The sequence below is a fragment of the Dyella sp. 01L423 genome (genome assembly GCF_056399945.1).
In genome coordinates, this window is the sequence record NZ_JBFTSI010000001.1 from 1,021,026 (window position 1) to 1,036,326 (window position 15,301).

Here is a 15,301-nt window from a genome sequence, read left to right on the forward strand (position 1 = left end):
CTCCCGATGCGAGGCAATCAGCCGCATCGTCGGGATCCGCACACGGCCTAGGAAGCGTGCCGATGCGAAGCGAAGGCGGCGGACCTCTGTGGTCCGCCGCACGCTAAGTTACCGCCCCAAATCACTCAAGAACCGCTTCGTATACTGCAGCGGCGTGGTCGACGGCACCGAGTTGCAAGTCGGCGAGGCGTAGTTCTGATTGCACGGCGTATCGCGGTCGAGTGACCAGAAGTGGATGCCGGCGAGGCCGTTGGCGACGGCGTAGGTGGTGATGGCGTCGGCGTTGGCGATGGTGAAGTTTTCACTCGCCGCGTCGTTGATGCCGATCATCGGGGTGATCTCGATCTTGTTCGGCGAGATGCCGTAGGTGTGTTCGAGATTCTTCACCGCCTGGATGGCCGACTGGCCCATGTCGCAGCTGCTGCCCGACACCACGCACAAGTACGAGGCGGCGGACGAGCCGTAGTCCATCGCCATCAGGTTGATGGTGTAGTTGGTCAGTGAGGAGGCCTTGATCGCCTTCACCACCATATCGCCGAGGCTGTTGACGCCGCCGTAGCTGCCGTCGGACGCGCCCAGCGTGGCGAGGGTGAAGGAGAAGCGCAGGTTGGGATACAGCGACTGGCCGTACACGGCGGCAGCCACGAGATTGTTGATGGTCGCCTGCGATTGGCCGCCTTCGATGTCGAAGTCCACGCCCACCATCTTCGGCGACATGTAGCGCGACAGGAACGTAGCGAAGTTGGCGGTGCTGCCGCAGGTGAAGGTGCCTGCCTGGCCGCCGGTGGAGACGATGTAGGACACGCCGGCATTGGAGAGCGCGGAGATATTGGCGCTGGCGAAGCTGGCGCCCGGGACGCCGCCCCAGTTTTCGCTGCCGCATTCGCCGGTGGCGAAGGCGAGGGTGATGGCGCCGAGGTTGGTCACGTAGTTGGACTTGAGACTGCCGCTGCCGACCACCGGTATCGACGAGCCCGTGGCCGCCGCGGTCTGCATGACATTGGTGTTCCAGTTGAGGTTGATGGTCACGTCCTTGTAAGGACTGAACACCAGGTTCGCGCCGGTGCCGGGCGGATTGGTTGGGCCAGTGCTACCGCCACCCGTGCCGCCACCGCCGGTACCACCGCCGCCTGTGCCGCCGCCACCGGACGAACCGCCCGTACACGCGCCTTGCGAGGTCCACGGCTGGCCGGAGCCGGCGCCGCCGCTGTTGGTGGCCGGGTCATTGCCCTGCGTCCACCAGTTGGCGAGGTAGTTGGTGCCGTTCTCGCTGGCGGTCTGGCCGCCGGTGTAAACCGTGCTTGCGCTCCATGCCGCGGCGCACGTGGCCTGCGCGTGTACGGCTTGAATGGGGGCGAGCGTCATCAGGCTCATGGCCATGGCGCCGCCGGCGGTGGTGCCGAGCGCGTGGAGTGCCGTGCGAAACCGAACGACCGATTGCTTCATCTGCATGGAATCGTCTCCTGGTTTGTGCTGCATCAAAAGGCGGATGTGTCCGTGGTGACCAGCCGTGGCCCATGGGCGGCGAGCGTAAATATCCCCTCGTGTGTCTCTGCGCACCGCGACTTGTCCGGCCTGCGGCAATGTCTGTTCGCGTCCACGGATGACAACGTTGTCCTCAATCTTCAAAGCAAACTGTGACCCTGGTTGTGAAATGGCGGGCCTGATTACCCCGCAAGGTTGTAGGGGAGTAGGGCCGGAAAACAGGGATTTTTCGTGCGTTGCAGCGATGAGTGCACTTCGATCCTCCGTTATCAGGCAAACATGCCATGGTGCCATGCAATAAATTCGGCCTGGACGTCTGGACGTCCACATTTCCTTGACTAAGACTTTTCTGACAACGTTGTCTATCGCGGAGTTTGGCTATCCGGCCAGATGCCGAAACATCAGATACCGCCTAACATCGCCGAACCGGCACGGGGGTGCCGGCGCAAGAATTCACAGGGGGAGTTATGGGATCGCGTTACAAGCAGGAACGCTGGTACTGGCCGACGTTCGGAAACATCGCCGATGCCGAGCAGGCATCCAATCAGGGCTTCTGGGCCGCAGTGTTCTGTGCGGTCGTGACGGCAGTCGTCGCCACCATCAGCCTGCTGTCCAACCACACCGTCATGGGCATCAATGCGTTCGCCTACGCTGACGTGCTGTTCCTGGCCATCATTGCCTGGCGCATCCGGGCTCGCTCGCGGGTGTTCGCGGTGATCGGTCTGGCGCTGTTTGTCTTTGAAAAGATTTTCCAGTTTGCCACGCAGCCTCAGGCTTACTTTGGAATCTTCATGGCCGTGGTGCTGCTGTTTTGCTTTATCAATGGCGTGCGCGGCACGTTTGCCTACCATCGCATGCTCGCGGCCAAATCACAGGAGCCTGTCGTCGCAAGCGTCTGACGTGATGCATGGCATTCAACAAAAAAGGGCTCCGCATGCGGAGCCCTTTTTCCATTCACGATGCAGGCAAGCTTAAGCGACGTTCGGTTCGCTAAACGCCTCGATCTCGCCCTTGAACGCTTCCACCGGCACGCAGCTGCAGAACACGTTCTTGTCGCCGTAGACGTTGTCCACGCGGGCCACCGGCGACCAGTACTTCTGGAACTTCAGGCTGGGTAGCGGGAAGGCGGCCAGTTCGCGGGTGTAGGCGTGGGTCCACTCCGACGCCGACACCATCACGGCGGTGTGCGGGGCGTGCTTGAGCGGGTTGTCTTCGCGGTCGAGCTTGCCTTCGTCCACGGCGCGGATTTCGTCGCGGATCTGGATCATGGCGTCGATGAAACGATCGAGCTCGTACTGCGATTCGCTTTCGGTCGGTTCGACCATCAGCGTGCCGGCCACCGGGAAGCTCAGCGTGGGTGCGTGGAAGCCGAAGTCGATAAGACGCTTGGCCACGTCTTCCGCACCGATGCCGGTGCTGTCCTTGAGCGGACGCAGGTCGAGGATGCACTCGTGCGCCACCAGGCCGTTGCGGCCGGTGTAGAGCGTCTCGTAATGCGGCGCCAGGCGCTTGGCGATGTAGTTGGCGTTGAGCAGCGCGACCTGGGTGGCGCGGCGCAGGCCGCCGGCGCCCATCATGGTGATGTACATCCAGCTGATCGGCAGGATCGAGGCGGAGCCGTAGCTCGCCGCGCTCACCATGCCTACGGTGCTTTCAGCGCCGTACGTTCCCGGCAGGAACGGAGCCAGGTGCGACTTCACTGCGCACGGGCCCACGCCCGGGCCGCCGCCGCCGTGCGGGATGCAGAAGGTCTTGTGCAGGTTGAGGTGCGAGACGTCCGAACCCCACTTGCCCGGCTTGGCCACGCCGACCAGCGCATTCATGTTGGCGCCGTCCGTGTACACCTGGCCGCCGTGCTCATGCACGATCTCGCAGATCTTGACGATGTCTTCCTCGAACACGCCGTGCGTGGACGGGTAGGTGATCATCAGCGCGGCGAGGCGATCGCTGAACTTCTCGGCGGCGCGCTTGATGTCTTCCACGTCGACGTTGCCATTCGCATCGCACTTGGTCACCACCACCTGCATGCCGCACATCTGCGCGGAGGCGGGGTTGGTGCCGTGGGCGGATTCCGGGATCAGGCAGATATCGCGATGGCCTTCGCCGCGCGAGCGGTGATAGGCGCGAATGGCGAGCAGGCCGGCGTACTCGCCCTGGGCGCCGGAGTTCGGCTGCAGGCTGACGGCGTCGTAGCCGGTGCACTCCACCAGCATCGCTTCGAGCTCATCGATGAGCTGCTTGTAGCCGGTGGCCTGGTCGGCCGGGGCCAGCGGATGGATGTTGGCAAACTCAGGCCACGTCACCGGGATCATCTCGGCGGTGGCGTTGAGCTTCATGGTGCAGCTGCCCAGCGGGATCATGGTGCGATCCATCGCCAGATCCTTGTCGGCCAGCGAACGCATATAGCGCAGCAGTTCGTGCTCGCTGTGGTGCGTGTTGAAGGCCGGGTGCGTAAGGAACTTGGTCTTGCGCAGCAGGCCCGGCGGCAATGCGTCGTGCACGCTGGCATCGAGTGCGTCAATGTCGGTGATCGAAGCGCCGAACACCGTGGCCAGCGCGATCACTTCGTCGCGCGTGGTGGTCTCGTCCAGGCTGATGCCGACGCTGTTGGCATCGATCGGGCGCAGGTTGAAGCCGGCAGCGCGCGCCTTGGCGTGCAGCGCGGCCGCATCGACGCCGGTGATATGCAAGGTGTCGAAGAAGTGCGTGTTGGCTGCAACGCCGGCCTGGCGCAGCGCCACGAAGAGGATCGAGGCCAGGCGATGCACGCGACGGGCAATGCGGGTAAGCCCTTCCGGACCGTGATACACGGCGTACATGCTGGCCATCACGGCGAGCAGCACCTGCGCGGTACAGATGTTGGAAGTGGCCTTCTCGCGGCGGATGTGCTGTTCGCGCGTCTGCAAGGTGAGGCGGTAGGCCGGTTTGCCTTCGGCGTCGATGGAGACGCCGATCAGGCGGCCCGGCATCGAACGCTTGTAGCTGTCGCGGCAAGCCATGAACGCCGCATGCGGGCCGCCGAAACCGAACGGCACGCCGAAACGCTGGGTGTTGCCGACCACGATGTCCGCGCCCCATTCGCCCGGCGAGGCGATCACGGTGAGGGCGAGCAGGTCGGTGGCCACGCAGACCACGCCGTTGCGCTTGTGCACGGCGTCGGCCAGCGCCTTGTAGTCGTTGATCTGGCCGAAGGTGTTGGGGTACTGCAGCAGCACGCCGTAGCTGTCGACGCTGGTGGCTTCGCTGTCGTCGCCGATGTGCAGGTCGATGCCCATCGCCTCGGCGCGGGTCTTGATCACTTCCAGCGTCTGCGGGTGCACGGCGTTGGAAACGAAGAATACGTTGGACTTGGACTTGGCCGAGCGCTTGGCCAGCGTCATCGCTTCGGCGGCGGCGGTGCCTTCATCGAGCAGGGACGCGTTGGCGATCTCCATGCCGGTGAGGTCGGCGCACATGGTCTGGAAGTTGATCAGCGCTTCCATGCGGCCCTGCGAAATCTCGGCCTGGTACGGCGTATAGGCCGTGTACCACGCCGGGTTCTCCAGGATGTTGCGCAGGATGACGTTCGGGGTCAGCGTGCCGTAGTAGCCCTGGCCGATGAAGCTGCGGAACACCTGGTTCTTGTCGGCGATGGCGCGGATCTTGGCCAACGCTTCCACTTCGGTGATCGGCGAGGGCAGGGCCAGCGGCGCCGGCGACTTGATCTTGCCCGGCACGATGGCGTCGGTCATCGCTTCCAGCGAGTCGTAGCCCACCAGCGCGAGCATCTTGGCGATTTCTGCGTCGTTGGGGCCGATGTGACGCTCGATGAAGGCGTCGTGGTGCTCGAGATCACGCAGGGAAGGATGGGCGTTCTGACTCATGGCAGGGGCTTCCGAAAATGGCCAATAAAGGCCGAACGTGCATGCCGCACGCGAAGCGCCCCTCTGTCCTTTTGCCTGAGAGTTTGGAAGAGCAGGCTCAATGAGCCCACGCTTCGTGCCCCTTCGGCGCCGGATCTAACCGGTCTCTCCAGAGTTTCTGTGCGTGTGATGGTCTGGGGCCTGAGCGATTACGGGCGTTGCGCCTTCGGCAGCGGTTCTCACCGCTTCTCCCACCACACGCTAAACGACGACGATTATAAGCTGCCTCGGCCGGGATTTCCTCCCTGGCGGTCGGGGGCGCGTCCGCCGTGTGGGCCTTGTCTCAAACGGAATAAGATGAAAGGCCCGCCCCAGGAGCCTCCCCATGCCCAAGCCCCCGTTTCAGCTGGCCCGGATCGACCACGTGGTGCTGCGCGTGCGCGATGCCGGGGCCATGGAGCGCTTCTATGTCGACGTCTTGGGCTGCCGGGAAGAGCGCCGCCAGGACGAGATCGGCCTGGTCCAGTTGCGTGCCGGCGACTCGCTGGTCGACCTGGTGGCGCTGGACAGCAAACTCGGTCGCCTGGGCGGCGCGGGGCCGGGCGAGCAGGGCCACAACATGGACCACCTGTGCCTGCAGGTGGAGAACTATGACGAGGCGGCCATCGTGGCCCACCTCAAGGCGCACGGGGTGCGCATGGGGGAGATCGGGTCGCGCTATGGGGCGAAGGGTGAGGGGCCGTCGATTTATTTGTACGACCCGCAGGGGAATATGGTCGAGTTGAAGGGGCCGCCCGCCGCTACCTGACCGCCCTTGTGGGAGCGCACCCTGTGCGCGACGACCCGGCGGAGAGGTGCGCCGCAGCGGGACGGTCGCGCACAGGGTCGCTCCCACAGGGAGGGCGGCCTCCTCAGCCTTGCGGCACGCCGGTCATATCCGGCAAATGATGCGCGATGCCCTTGTGGCAATCGATGCAGGTCTTCTCGCCCGAGCCCAGCCAGCGCTTGTGGATTTCCGCCGCGCGCGTCGACTGGCGCGTGAGGTCCATCGATGTGTAGTTGTGGCAATTTCGGCATTCCAGCGAATCGTTGGCTTTCAATCGCGCCCATTCGTGTTCGGCCAGTTCCAGGCGGTGGTCGAGGAATTTTTCACGGGTGTTGACGGTGCCGAAGATCTTGCCGTAGACCTCCTTGGAGGCCTGCATCTTGCGCGCGATCTTGTCCGTCCACTGATGCGGCACGTGGCAGTCGGGGCAGGTGGCGCGCACGCCGGAGCGGTTGGTGTAATGGATGGTCGACTTCAGTTCCTGGAAGACGTTGTCGTGCATCTCGTGGCAACCCGTGCAGAACGCCTCGGTATTGGTCAACTCAAGACCCGTGTTGAACGCACCCCAGAACATCACGCCCGCGATGAATCCGCCCAGGGTGAGAAAGCCGAGGCTGTAGTGGACGCTGGGGCGGCGGATCGTCCGCCATAACGCGATGAGCCATTCCTTGAGCCGCGGCCACATATCAGTTCGCCTTCTGCTCGGGCTGCTCGGAGAGCACGGTGTCGATGTCTTTGAAGTTGTTGGCGACCAGCGGCTTGGCGTCGGTCTGCACCACATGGCACTGGTTGCAGAAGTAGCGGCGCGGCGAAATGGTGGCGAGGAACTGGTCGTTGCGATCCATGTAGTGGGTGACGCTTACCGGCGGCGCCTGGAACTTGTCCGCGTTGGCGCGCGCGTGGCACAGCAGGCAGCGATTGGAATTCTTGTCGATCTGGTAGTTGTCGATGGAGTGCGGAATCGTCGGCGGCTGCATCGGATAGGCGCGCACGCGCTTGATGTCCGCGTTCTCCACACGGGCCAGCAACGGTGCGGCTATTTCCTGGTTTACCGGGGCGCCGCGTCGGATGGCGTCGATCTGGTCGCCTGCGGGCACGGGTTCGGCCGTGCTCGCGACCGCCGGTGGCGCAGTGTTCTGCACGGCGGCCACGTGCGGTTCGGGCGAGGACTTCCTGCCCACCGCGAAACCGACTGCGGAGGCCACCAACACCACGATGACCGCGAGGACGATGAGGGCTTTGTCGCGCATCATGTCTCTCCTAAACCGCCACGACCTTGACCGCACACTTCTTGTAGTCGGTCTGTTTGGAGATCGGATCGGTCGCGTCCAGCGTGACCTTGTTGATCAGCTGGCCGGCGTCGAACCACGGCACGAATACCAGGCCTTGCGGCGGCTTGTTGCGCCCGCGCGTCTCCACCCGCGAACGCATCTCGCCGCGACGCGAAATCACCTTCACTTCATCGCCGCGCTTGAGTCCGCGCGATCGCGCATCGTCGGGATTCATGAATACGACGGCTTCCGGGAAAGCGCGATACAACTCCGGCACGCGCATGGTCATCGAACCGGAGTGCCAGTGCTCGAGCACGCGGCCGGTGGACAACCACAGGTCGTATTCTTTGTCCGGTATTTCGGGCGGTGCCTCATAGGGCAGGGCCCAGATCACGGCACGTCCGTCCGGATTGCCATAGAACTCGAATCCCGTGCCCGCTTTCACATACGGATCGGCACCCTCGCGATAACGCCAGCGCGTCTCCTTGCCATCGACCACGGGCCAGCGCAGGCCGCGCGCCTTGTGATAATCGTCGAACGGTGCGAGATCGTGCCCATGGCCCCGGCCAAAGGCTGCGTATTCCTCGAACAGGCCTTTTTGCACGTAGAAGCCGAACGCGGCTGCTTCGTCGTTGTCGTAGCCCGCTTCCATCTCGGTGGTCGGGAACTTGTCCACGTTGCCGTTGCGATAGAGCACGTCGAACAAGGTCTTGCCCTTGAACTGCGGATTGGCAGCTAGGATCTCCGCCGGCCAGCATTCGTCGGTGGTGAAGCGTTTGGAAAATTCCATCAGCTGCCACAGGTCCGAGCGGGCCTGTCCGGGCGCCTTCACCAGTTGGTGCCAGAACTGCGTGCGCCGCTCGGCGTTGCCGTAGGCACCTTCTTTCTCTACCCACATCGCTGCGGGAAGAATGAGATCGGCTGACTGCGCGGTGACGGTGGGGTAGGCGTCCGACACCACGATGAAATTGCGTGGATCGCGATAGCCCAGATACGTCTCCTGCATCAGGTTCGCGCCGGCCTGCACGTTGTTGTTGCACAGCACCCAGTAGGCGTTGAGCTTGCCATCGCGCAGCATGCGGTTCTGCTGCACCGCGTGGTAGCCGGGCTTGGGCTGGATGATGCCGTGCGGGATCTTCCAGATCTCCTCGGCGTGCTTGCGGTGCTCCGGATTGGTGACCACCATGTCGGCAGGCAGGCGGTGACTGAACACGCCTACTTCGCGCGCCGTGCCGCAGGCGGAGGGCTGGCCGGTCAGCGAGAACGGGCTATTGCCGGGCGTGGCGATTTTGCCGGTGAGCAGGTGGATGTTGTAGACCATATTGTTGGCCCACACGCCGCGGGTGTGCTGGTTGAAACCCATGGTCCAGAACGACACGACCTTGATGTCCGGATTGGCATAGAGCTCGGCGAGCTGCTGCAGCCAGCCCTTTTCCACGCCCGTCATTTCGACGGTCTTTTCCAGCGTGTAGGGCGCCACGAACGCGGCGAACTGGTCGAAGTCGATCGGATCGCTGGCGGTCGGGTCTTTTGCGTTCTTGGCTTTTTCTTCGAGCGGATCGTCGGGGCGCAGGCCGTAGCCGATGTCGGTGACGCCACGTTTGAAGCTGGTGTGCTTGGCGACGAAATCCTTGTTGACGCGATTGGTCTTGATGATGTGGTTGGCAATGTAGTTGAGGATTACCAGGTCGGTCTGCGGGGTGAATACGATGGGGATGTCGGCCAGTTCGAAGCTGCGATGCTCGAACGTCGACAGCACGGCCACTTTGACGTTGGGATTGGAAAGGCGTCGATCGGTGACGCGCGTCCACAGGATGGGATGCATCTCGGCCATGTTCGAACCCCACAGCACGAACGCATCGGCCGCTTCGATGTCGTCGTAGCAGCCCATGGGCTCGTCCATGCCGAACGTGCGCATGAAGCCCATCACGGCCGAAGCCATGCAGTGGCGTGCATTGGGATCGAGCGTATTGCTGCGGAAACCACCCTTGAGCAGCTTGTTGGCCGCGTAGCCTTCCCACACCGTCCATTGGCCGGAGCCGAACATGCCGACGGCTTCGGGCCCTTTCTCCTTGAGTACGCGCTTGAACTGCGCCGCCATCACGTCGAACGCCTCGTCCCACGAGACTTCGGTGAACGCGCCGTCCTTGGCGTAGACGCCGTTCTTCTTGCGCAGCATCGGCGTCGTCAGGCGGTCCGCGCCGTACATGATCTTGGAGAGGAAGTAACCCTTCACGCAGTTGATGCCGCGGTTGACCTCGGCGAGCTGGTCGCCGTGCGTGGCCACCACGCGTCCATCCTTCACCGCCACGTTGACGCCGCAGCCGGTGCCGCAGAAGCGGCAGGGCGCCTTGCTCCATTTGAGCTGGACCATGTCCCCTTCCAGCAGCACATTGGTGGCGGCGGCGGGTACGGCCAGGCCAGCCACGTTGGCAGCGACCGCAACCGCCGTGTTGCGGATGAATTCGCGGCGTGTCATGGACAGGGTCATGGCTCGGCTCCTTGATGTGATGCGCCCGCGGATACCAGTTCGTCCATGGCGGCGGCGGGCTCCACGTGGTGATAGATCAGCGATACGTTGATAACGCCGGGCAGCATCTGCAGCGCGTCGATGTGATCCATCACGGCGCGCTGGTTGTCGGTTTCGCACACCATCACGCAGCGGCAATCGCCTTGCACGGCGATGTCCAGTGCGTCGTGGCCGTCGACGAAGGCGCGGAGCGTCTGCGCGGCGTCCGGGCGATGCAGGACGACCAGGCTGGAGATGTGATGCTCATCCCTCATGGCAGCCCCCTGCGGTTGGCCAAGGTCAGACATGTGGCGGGCCGCTGACAAACATCTGCCAGAACCACACGGCGAAGCCGAAGGCGGCGATAAACATCACCGACAGCACGGGGAAGAGAAAGAGCAGCAACAGGAACGTCGTGCGCTCCTGCTTGCGGGTGCTCAGGCTGGTCGATGGTTCCACGCGCACCTCCCACAGGCTGGACGGTACTTCCCAGATCTGCGCGTTAAGCTAAACCGATCATTCCCCTGGCCCCCTGATCTGGATCAGAGCAGCCATCCGTATTGGCAATCGCTGACAAGGCATGCTTCGATGCAACAAGCCGAGTGTACGCTTCGGGCTTTTCCGCAGCGGTGAAAGCCGCGTGAATTCACTGACGATAGGGAGCCAGGCATGGCAATCCGCAGGTGGCATCGATATGCCCTTAGTGCTCTGTTGCTGGGCGTTTGGGTCGTCCTTTTCGCCCATGGCGCCGATGCGCCCGCCACACCGATGGCCATTCAAGTGATGGTCGCAGGCAAGCCCGTGCTATCGCTGGATGCCAAGACCTTGGCTGCCATGCCGCACGAAGAAGTCTCGGCCTCCGCGCACGACGAAGCTGCCAGCCAATGGCGGGGCGTAAAGCTCGAAGATGTGTTGGCGCAAGCCGGTGTGTCGCTGGACAAGCCGCTGCGCGGTCGCGCGCTGGCGTCGTTCGTGCGGGTGACGGCGGCTGATCAGTATCAGGTGGTGTTTGGCTTGGCGGATCTTGATCCCACGCTGGGGCATACGCAGGTGTTGCTGGTGGATGTGCGCGACGGCAAGGCGTTGGACAAGGATGGCCCGGTGCGGCTGTTGGTGCCGGGTGACAAGCGGCCGGCGCGTTGGGTGCGGAACGTCATCTCGATTGAAGTGGTCGACGGTGGCACGACGGCGCGGCCGTGATGAGGTGAGCTGCCCTGTGGGAGCGCACCCTGTGCGCGACAAACCTACGGAGCAGTACACCGCAGCGTGACTGTCGCGCACAGGGTGCGCTCCCACAAAGTGCGCTCCCACAAAGGTATGGATGCGTCCGGCGGCGAGGTTTAGCCCGCGTCTGCCGGCGGCAGCTCCAATCCACTCACCGCCTCTCGCGCGAGCGGAATCAAACCCTCGCCTCCTTCCTCAAGATAAGCCTTCAACTGCCGCCGCATGCTCGGATCCCAGAATCGCTTCAGGTGATCACGCACGCTGATCACCGCCGCCGCATGATCGGGCTCGACGGTGAAATAGGTGGCGATGTCGTTCGCCATGGTGACGAGTCGTTCGATGCGCATCGTGCTTACCCTGACACCGGCGGCAGCAGGCGGCCGGGATGGCTGTAGATATTGTGGCTGCCGGGACGCGCAAAACCCACCAGGGTGATGCCGGCGCTGCGCGCCAGCTCGACCGCCAGCGCGGTGGGTGCCGAGATCGCCGCAAGCATGGCGATGCCCGCGCTGGCGGCCTTGGTGACCATTTCGTAGCTGGCGCGACTGGTCACCACGGCGAAGCCGTCGTTGACGTCGATGCCCGCACGGGTCATCGCGCCGATGAGTTTGTCCAGGGCGTTATGGCGGCCGACGTCCTCGCGCACCAGCAGGATCTGGCCTGAGGCGTTGGCCCAGGCGGCTCCATGCACGGCGCCCGTCGCCAGGTTCACCGGCTGGCGGCTCTTGAGTTCGTGCAGGGCGATTTCCAGTGCCTTGCGCGACACCGCGGGACCTTCGCCCACAGGACCGTCGTGGCGCACGGCGTTCTCGAGATCCCGCGTTCCGCAGATGCCGCAACCACTGCGGCCGGGCAACAGGCGTTCCTGTTCGCGCCCGAGGTGCGCGCCATGCGCATCGTCAGTCACCCGCATCGCCAGCTCGATGCCTTCGATCAGCGTGCGTACTTCCAACTCCAGCAGCTGCGCGGGCTCGCTGATCAGACGCTCGGTAAGCGAGAAGCCCAGCGCGAAATCGTCCAGGTCGTGCGGCGTTGCCATCATCACGGCGAAGGTCGCGCCGTTGTAGATCATGGCAATGGGTATTTCTTCGGCGACGAAATCCTCTTCGTGCGTGGCGGCGCCGTTGCGCCAGCGATCGACGGAACGCACGGCATAGCCGCGCATCGCTTCGTCTTCGTCAGCCATGGTCAAGCGGGCTTCGCCGACTGTTCGAGCAACGCTTCCTGCGCCTCGCTGAATGCGCGATAGCGCTTCTGCCACTCGGACGGCTGGCTCACGCGCGTCACTTGCACGGCCGTCACCTTGTACTCGGGGCAGTTGGTGGCCCAGTCCGAATTCTCGGTGGTGATGACGTTGGCGCCGGACCCGGGGAAGTGGAAGGTGGTGTAGACCACGCCCGGCTGCATGCGCTCGGACACCACCGCACGCAGCACGGTTTCGCCGGCGCGGCTGACGATGCCGACCCAGTCGTTGTCGACGATGCCGCGTTCCTCCGCGTCGTGCGGATGGATTTCCAGACGGTCTTCGTCATGCCACATCACGTTGGCTGTGCGACGCGTCTGTGCGCCCACGTTGTACTGGCTGAGGATGCGGCCGGTGGTGAGGATCAGCGGGTGTTCCGCGTTCACCTTCTCAGTGGTCGGCACGTATTCCGTCAGCATGAAGCGGCCCTTGCCGCGCACGAATTCGTCGACGTGCATGACTGGCGTGCCTTCCGGATGCTCGTCGTTGCACGGCCACTGGACGGAACCCAACTTTTCGATCTTGTCGAAGCTGACCCCATGGAACGTCGGTGTCAGTTCGGCGATTTCATCGAGGATCTGCGAGGCGTGCGTGTAGTTCATGGGATAGCCCATGGCCTGCGCCAGCAGCTGGGTGATTTCCCAGTCGGCATACCCGCCCTTGGGTTCCATCACCTTGCGTACCAGCGACATGCGCCGCTCGGCGTTGGTGAACGTGCCGTCCTTTTCGAGGAACGAGCTGCCGGGCAGGAAGACATGTGCGAACTTGGCCGTCTCGTTGAGGAACAAGTCCTGCACGACGATGCATTCCATCGACGTCAGCGCGGCGGTGACGTGCTGGGTGTCGGGATCGGACTGCGCAATATCCTCGCCCTCGATGTACAAACCCTTGAAGCTGCCATCCAGCGCGGCCTCGAACATATTGGGAATGCGCAAGCCGGGCTCGCTCAACAGCGGCACGCCCCAGGCCTGCTCGAAGGACTGGCGAACAGTGGTATCGCTGACATGGCGATAGCCAGGGAATTCATGCGGAAACGAGCCCATATCGCAGGAGCCCTGCACGTTGTTCTGTCCGCGCAGCGGATTCACACCCACGCCTTCGCGGCCGATATTGCCGGTGGCCATGGCGAGGTTCGCAATCGCCATCACCGAGGTGGAACCTTGCGCGTGTTCGGTGACACCCAGGCCGTAATAGATGGCGCCATTGCCGCCGGTGGCATAGAGGCGGGCGGCGCCGCGCACCAGCTCGGCCGGCACGCCGGTGACGCTTTCCATCGCCTCGGGGCTGTATTTGTCTTGCGATACGAAGGCGCGCCACTTGGCGAACGCTTCGGGTTCGCAACGGTGCGCGACGAAGTCCTCGTCGACCAGGCCTTCGGTGACGATGACGTGGGCCAGCGTATCGAGCAGGGCGACATTGGTGCCCGGGCGCAGGCGCAGGTGATAGTCGGCCTTGATATGCGGTGTGCGTACCAGGTCAATGCGGCGCGGATCGACCACGATCAACCTCGCCCCGGCGCGCAGGCGCTGCTTCATCTGCGAGCCGAACACCGGGTGTGCATCGGTGGGATTGGCGCCGATCACCAGCACCACGTCGGTGCTGCGGATGGAATCGAAATCCTGCGTACCGGCCGATTCGCCCAGCGTGGCCTTGAGGCCGTAACCGGTGGGCGAATGGCAGACGCGCGCGCAGGTGTCAACGTTGTTGTTGCCGAAGCCGGCGCGCACCAGCTTCTGCACGAGGTAGGTTTCCTCATTGGTGCAACGCGAGGAGGTGATGCCGCCGATGCTATGCGTGCCGTAGGTGGATTGCAGGCGCTTGAACTCGCTGGCGACGTGGCCGATCGCTTCTTCCCAGCTCACCACGCGCCACGGATCGGAGATCCTGGCGCGGATCATCGGCGTGGTGATGCGATCGGGATGCGTGGCATAGCCGATCGCGAAGCGGCCCTTCACGCAGGAGTGGCCGTGGTTCGCATGGCCGTCCATATTGGGCACCATGCGCACGATGTCCTGGCCCTTCATCTCCGCCCGGAAACTGCAGCCGACGCCGCAATACGCACAGGTGGTGACCACGCTGTGTTCGGCCTGGCCTTTGTCGATCAGCGATTTCTCCGACAGCGTTGCCGTGGGGCAGGCCTGCACGCAGGCGCCGCAGGACACGCATTCGGAATCCAGGAAGCGGTTGTTCTGGCTGGCCGCCACCTTGGATTCGAAACCGCGACCCTGGATGGTCAGCGCGAAGGTGCCTTGCACTTCGTCGCAGGCACGCACGCAGCGCGAGCAGGCGATGCACTTGGACGGGTCGAAGGTGAAATACGGGTTGGATTCGTCCTTGGCCGCAAACAAGGGATTGGCGGTGCCATCCATTTGTGCAGGCTTGACGTGATTGGCGCCTTCATAGCCGTAGCGGACATCGCGCAGGCCGACCACGCCCGCCATGTCCTGCAGTTCGCAATGACCGTTGGCAGGGCAGGTGAGGCAGTCCAACGGATGATCGGAGATATACAGCTCCATCACGCCGCGGCGGATCTCGGCCAGTTTCGGCGTCTGCGTCGCCACCTTCATGCCTGCGCTCACCGGCGTGGTGCATGAGGCCGGATAGCCCTTGCGACCTTCGATCTCGACCAGGCACAGGCGGCACGAACCGAACGCATCGAGCATCTCGGTGGCGCACAGCTTGGGAATGCTGATGCCTGCCTGCGCGGCGGCACGCATCACCGAGGTGCCTTCGGGCACTTCGATGCGACGGCCGTCGATGTCCAGCGACACCATCGTGTGCGATGTCGATTTGGGTGTGCCCAGATCGATTTCGACTATGGAAAGCATGCAGTGTCTCCGTGAAACTTGACTCTTGTCCGAGCGTTCATTTCCCTCACCGTCATTCCGGCGAAAGCCGGAA

General features: G+C 63.6%; 13 protein-coding genes and 1 riboswitch. Of the genes, 3 read left to right on the forward strand and 10 right to left on the reverse strand.

Features of this window, described 5'->3' with window-relative positions; all coding sequences use genetic code 11:
* Positions 1-108 precede the first annotated feature (108 nt).
* Complete coding sequence (locus tag AC1DMY_RS04635) at positions 109-1,452, reverse strand: carbohydrate-binding protein (RefSeq protein ID WP_477163823.1); 1,344 nt, start codon at positions 1,450-1,452, stop codon at positions 109-111.
* Between the two features lie 470 nt (positions 1,453-1,922).
* Here AC1DMY_RS04635 and AC1DMY_RS04640 point away from each other — a divergent pair, with 470 nt between their 5' ends.
* Positions 1,923-2,384 (forward strand): hypothetical protein, encoded by a 462-nt coding sequence (locus tag AC1DMY_RS04640; RefSeq protein ID WP_477163824.1) that lies wholly within the window; start codon positions 1,923-1,925, stop codon positions 2,382-2,384.
* A gap of 72 nt (positions 2,385-2,456) precedes the next feature.
* On the opposite strand, the gene gcvP is transcribed toward AC1DMY_RS04640, so the two are convergent.
* Positions 2,457-5,348, reverse strand: a complete 2,892-nt coding sequence (gcvP, locus tag AC1DMY_RS04645) for an aminomethyl-transferring glycine dehydrogenase (protein ID WP_477163825.1) — start codon at positions 5,346-5,348, stop codon at positions 2,457-2,459.
* 53 nt (positions 5,349-5,401) lie between these two features.
* Positions 5,402-5,510, reverse strand: a riboswitch (glycine riboswitch).
* A 202-nt stretch (positions 5,511-5,712) separates the two neighbouring features.
* On the opposite strand from gcvP, the gene AC1DMY_RS04650 reads away from it, so the two are divergent.
* A complete protein-coding gene (locus tag AC1DMY_RS04650; RefSeq protein ID WP_477163826.1) occupies positions 5,713-6,135 on the forward strand; it encodes a VOC family protein in 423 nt (140 codons plus the stop codon).
* Positions 6,136-6,238: 103 nt separating this feature from the next.
* Here the strand turns inward: AC1DMY_RS04650 and AC1DMY_RS04655 are convergent, their stop codons facing one another.
* From AC1DMY_RS04655 to AC1DMY_RS04675, 5 genes are read right to left on the reverse strand one after another with little or no spacing between them, the layout of a single operon-like run.
* Positions 6,239-6,838, reverse strand: a complete 600-nt coding sequence (locus tag AC1DMY_RS04655; protein ID WP_477163827.1) for a cytochrome c3 family protein — start codon at positions 6,836-6,838, stop codon at positions 6,239-6,241.
* A gap of 1 nt (position 6,839) precedes the next feature.
* Positions 6,840-7,403: a nitrate reductase cytochrome c-type subunit gene (locus AC1DMY_RS04660; protein WP_477163828.1), complete on the reverse strand. Its 564-nt coding sequence runs from the start codon at positions 7,401-7,403 to the stop codon at positions 6,840-6,842.
* 10 nt (positions 7,404-7,413) lie between these two features.
* A complete protein-coding gene (gene napA, locus AC1DMY_RS04665) occupies positions 7,414-9,915 on the reverse strand; it encodes a periplasmic nitrate reductase subunit alpha (protein ID WP_477163829.1) in 2,502 nt (833 codons plus the stop codon).
* Positions 9,912-10,208, reverse strand: coding sequence for a chaperone NapD (locus tag AC1DMY_RS04670; RefSeq protein ID WP_477163830.1), 297 nt, complete (start codon positions 10,206-10,208; stop codon positions 9,912-9,914). The genes napA and AC1DMY_RS04670 overlap by 4 nt, the downstream gene beginning before the upstream one ends.
* A gap of 25 nt (positions 10,209-10,233) precedes the next feature.
* Entirely contained in the window at positions 10,234-10,392 is a 159-nt protein-coding gene (locus AC1DMY_RS04675; RefSeq protein ID WP_477163831.1) for a nitrate reductase, read from the reverse strand.
* 210 nt (positions 10,393-10,602) lie between these two features.
* On the opposite strand from AC1DMY_RS04675, the gene AC1DMY_RS04680 reads away from it, so the two are divergent.
* Positions 10,603-11,133 (forward strand): molybdopterin-dependent oxidoreductase, encoded by a 531-nt coding sequence (locus AC1DMY_RS04680; RefSeq protein ID WP_477163832.1) that lies wholly within the window; start codon positions 10,603-10,605, stop codon positions 11,131-11,133.
* Positions 11,134-11,273: 140 nt separating this feature from the next.
* Here the strand turns inward: AC1DMY_RS04680 and AC1DMY_RS04685 are convergent, their stop codons facing one another.
* From AC1DMY_RS04685 to fdhF, 3 genes are read right to left on the reverse strand one after another with little or no spacing between them, the layout of a single operon-like run.
* Entirely contained in the window at positions 11,274-11,504 is a 231-nt protein-coding gene (locus tag AC1DMY_RS04685) for a formate dehydrogenase subunit delta (protein WP_477163833.1), read from the reverse strand.
* Between the two features lie 5 nt (positions 11,505-11,509).
* On the reverse strand, positions 11,510-12,343 hold the full coding sequence (gene fdhD / locus AC1DMY_RS04690; protein WP_477163834.1) for a formate dehydrogenase accessory sulfurtransferase FdhD: 834 nt from the start codon (positions 12,341-12,343) through the stop codon (positions 11,510-11,512).
* A 2-nt stretch (positions 12,344-12,345) separates the two neighbouring features.
* The gene (gene fdhF, locus AC1DMY_RS04695) at positions 12,346-15,228 is read right to left on the reverse strand and encodes a formate dehydrogenase subunit alpha (protein ID WP_477163835.1); all 2,883 of its coding nucleotides are present in this window, start codon (positions 15,226-15,228) and stop codon (positions 12,346-12,348) included.
* Positions 15,229-15,301: the final 73 nt, after the last annotated feature.

Excerpts from the sequence above, each read along its gene's own strand:
- AC1DMY_RS04635 (WP_477163823.1), bottom strand. The coding sequence starts at position 1,452 with ATGCAGATGAAGCAATCGGTCGTTCGGTTTCGCACGGCACTCCACGCG.
- gcvP (WP_477163825.1), bottom strand. The coding sequence starts at position 5,348 with ATGAGTCAGAACGCCCATCCTTCCCTGCGTGATCTCGAGCACCACGAC.
- AC1DMY_RS04650 (WP_477163826.1), top strand. The coding sequence starts at position 5,713 with ATGCCCAAGCCCCCGTTTCAGCTGGCCCGGATCGACCACGTGGTGCTG.
- AC1DMY_RS04655 (WP_477163827.1), bottom strand. The coding sequence starts at position 6,838 with ATGTGGCCGCGGCTCAAGGAATGGCTCATCGCGTTATGGCGGACGATC.
- AC1DMY_RS04660 (WP_477163828.1), bottom strand. The coding sequence starts at position 7,403 with ATGCGCGACAAAGCCCTCATCGTCCTCGCGGTCATCGTGGTGTTGGTG.
- napA (WP_477163829.1), bottom strand. The coding sequence starts at position 9,915 with ATGACCCTGTCCATGACACGCCGCGAATTCATCCGCAACACGGCGGTT.
- AC1DMY_RS04670 (WP_477163830.1), bottom strand. The coding sequence starts at position 10,208 with ATGAGGGATGAGCATCACATCTCCAGCCTGGTCGTCCTGCATCGCCCG.
- AC1DMY_RS04680 (WP_477163832.1), top strand. The coding sequence starts at position 10,603 with ATGGCAATCCGCAGGTGGCATCGATATGCCCTTAGTGCTCTGTTGCTG.
- AC1DMY_RS04685 (WP_477163833.1), bottom strand. The coding sequence starts at position 11,504 with ATGCGCATCGAACGACTCGTCACCATGGCGAACGACATCGCCACCTAT.
- fdhD (WP_477163834.1), bottom strand. The coding sequence starts at position 12,343 with ATGGCTGACGAAGACGAAGCGATGCGCGGCTATGCCGTGCGTTCCGTC.
- fdhF (WP_477163835.1), bottom strand. The coding sequence starts at position 15,228 with ATGCTTTCCATAGTCGAAATCGATCTGGGCACACCCAAATCGACATCG.